Here is a 2,573-nt window from a genome sequence, read left to right as displayed (position 1 = left end):
GATGAAGGTGAAATCATTTTTGAAAATAAGGATATTAGTAATTTAACTAACAATAAAAAAATTGATTTTTTAAGAGAAAATATTGGATTTTTATTTCAAAACTATGGCTTAATCGAAAATGAAACTGTCCGAGCAAATATAGAAATTGGTTTAAAATATAGAGATGATCTAAAAAATAAAGCAGATATAAATAAAGAGATTAAAAGATTACTTAATTTAGTTTCCCTGGATGGATTTGAAGATAGGTTAATATATACCCTATCAGGTGGAGAACAGCAAAGGGTAGCCTTATCTAGACTTATAGGTAAGCCTTCAAAAATTATTTTGGCAGATGAACCTACAGGAAATCTCGACAAGACCAATAGTGAAATTATAATGAATATTTTATTACAGGAAAAGGATAGAGGAAAATCTGTTATAGTTGTAACTCATAACGAAAATCACCTTGAACTGTTTGATAAAGTCCTTACTATAAAATAAAGCTTATAAAAGCGTTATCTTGCATAATGGTTTGACATTTCTCACATACTTTGCTATACTTAATCAGTATCTAAACCGCATGATATTGGGTTTAAGCTTATAAATATAACGCCCAATCAGCGAGAATAAAGTAAAAAAGGAGGAAGATACATGTACGCAGTTATTAAAACAGGTGGTAAACAATACCAAGTTAAAGAAGGAGATATCATCAAGGTAGAAAAATTAAATGCAGAATCAGGTTCTACAGTAGAATTTGATACTTTATTAGTTTCAAATGATGGTGATACAAAAGTAGGTTCACCTCTACTAGATACAAAGGTGAAAGCAGAAGTTTTAGAACACGCTAAAGATAGAAAGATTGTAGTGTTCAAATATAAACCTAAAAAAGGTTATTCTAAGAAACAAGGTCACAGACAACCATTTACAAGAGTTAGAATAAATAGCTTAGGATAATGATAAAGGTTACAATAAGCAAAAAAGAAGATGATATTAAGGCTATAGAAGTTTTTGATCATGCAGGCTACGCCGAGAAAGGTGAAGATATAGTTTGTTCAGCAGTTTCTTTTTTAACTTTCAACACAATAGATACTTTTACAGATTTATTGGATATGAAAGATAAAATATCTTATGAGATTTTAGAAGACAAGATTAGATTGGAAATAAAAGATAATTTAACAGAGGATCAAAAAAGAGATAGTCAACTTATACTTAAAAAATTCGAATTAGGTATGAAGTCATTATTACAAGATTATAGTGACTTTGTAAAAGTAAACTACATGGAGGTGTAGATATGTTAAGATTAGATTTACAATTTTTCGCAAGTAAAAAAGGGGTTTCATCAACAAGAAACGGTAGAGACTCAAGAGCAAAAAGATTAGGAGCTAAAAAATCTGATGGACAACACGTTTTAGCAGGAAACATCCTTGTTAGACAAAGAGGAACAAAGATTCATCCAGGTGAAAATGTAGGTATCGGTAAAGATGATACATTATTTGCTAAGGCTGATGGTGTTGTAAAATTTGAAAGATTTGGCAAATCAAGAAAGAAAGTAAGTGTATATTCACACGAACAACTAGCTTAATTGTTGAATGTTATTCCAGAATTTTTTTAAATTCTGGATATTTTTTTATAGAGGTATAAATATGTTTGTAGATACAGCGAAAATAGTGCTAAGGTCTGGAGCCGGTGGCGACGGGGCTGTAGCATGGAGAAGAGAAAAATTTGAGCCGGATGGAGGACCAGCTGGCGGTGACGGTGGTGATGGTGGAAGCATCATTTTAAAAGCTGATTCCAATATACATACCTTGATGGACTTTAAATACCAAAGACATTTCTTTGCCGAAAATGGTGAAAATGGTAGAAATAAAAATAGGTATGGTAAAAAAGGTGAAGATATGATCTTACACCTACCAGTCGGTACCCTAGTAAAGGAAGCAAATTCTGGCAAGATTATTGTTGACTTGGTTGAAGACCAGCAAGAATTCCTAATTGTAAAAGGAGGAAAGGGAGGTAATGGAAATACAAAATATAAAAATTCCATTAGACAGGCTCCTAGATTTGCTGAACCAGGACAAAAATCACAAGAGATAGAGGTTGTTTTAGAAGTTAAATTGATAGCTGATGTAGGCTTAGTGGGACTACCAAATGTTGGTAAGTCATCTATATTATCTATTATTTCAAATGCTAAACCTAAAATAGCTAATTACCACTTTACAACCCTTTCACCAAATTTAGGTGTGGTAAAGATTGACCATGATAATTCTTATGTAATAGCTGATATACCAGGTTTGATTGAAGGGGCAAGTGAAGGTATTGGATTAGGTCACCAGTTCCTAAAACATATCGAAAGGACTAGGCTATTAGTTCATGTATTAGATATGGCAGGTTCTGAGGGGAGAGATCCAATTGAAGACTTCAATGCTATCATGAAAGAATTAGAAAATTATAGTGATAGACTTAGTGAAAAAGATATGTTTGTTGTTGCCAATAAGATGGATATAGCTGGAGCAGAAGACAATCTGGAATTGTTTAAAATCCAATATCCAGAAATAGATGTAATTGAAACATCTGCAGCTACTACTGAAGGTATTGAC

5 protein-coding genes are annotated in these 2,573 nt (G+C 32.3%); all 5 read left to right on the top strand.

Annotated features, from left to right (window positions below):
• Positions 1-480: ATP-binding cassette domain-containing protein (locus tag Q0U66_RS05795; protein WP_297378612.1), on the top strand; the 480-nt coding region annotated here is incomplete at its 5' end.
• 150 nt (positions 481-630) lie between these two features.
• Complete coding sequence (gene rplU / locus Q0U66_RS05790) at positions 631-933, top strand: 50S ribosomal protein L21 (protein WP_297378609.1); 303 nt, start codon at positions 631-633, stop codon at positions 931-933.
• Positions 933-1,268, top strand: coding sequence for a ribosomal-processing cysteine protease Prp (locus Q0U66_RS05785; protein WP_297378605.1), 336 nt, complete (start codon positions 933-935; stop codon positions 1,266-1,268). The genes rplU and Q0U66_RS05785 overlap by 1 nt, the downstream gene beginning before the upstream one ends.
• Before the next feature lie 2 nt (positions 1,269-1,270).
• Positions 1,271-1,561 (top strand): 50S ribosomal protein L27, encoded by a 291-nt coding sequence (rpmA, locus tag Q0U66_RS05780; protein WP_103981948.1) that lies wholly within the window; start codon positions 1,271-1,273, stop codon positions 1,559-1,561.
• Between the two features lie 61 nt (positions 1,562-1,622).
• The coding region (gene obgE / locus Q0U66_RS05775) for a GTPase ObgE (protein WP_297378600.1) at positions 1,623-2,573 on the top strand (951 nt) is incomplete at its 3' end.

Source organism: uncultured Helcococcus sp. (genome assembly GCF_946998255.1).
Lineage (GTDB): Bacteria > Bacillota > Clostridia > Tissierellales > Peptoniphilaceae > Helcococcus.
This window is presented reverse-complemented; position numbering and strand designations above follow the sequence as displayed.

What these genes read in the sequence shown, in the direction of transcription:
- rplU (WP_297378609.1), top strand. Translation starts at nt 631, where the DNA reads ATGTACGCAGTTATTAAAACAGGTGGTAAACAATACCAAGTTAAAGAA.
- Q0U66_RS05785 (WP_297378605.1), top strand. Translation starts at nt 933, where the DNA reads ATGATAAAGGTTACAATAAGCAAAAAAGAAGATGATATTAAGGCTATA.
- rpmA (WP_103981948.1), top strand. Translation starts at nt 1,271, where the DNA reads ATGTTAAGATTAGATTTACAATTTTTCGCAAGTAAAAAAGGGGTTTCA.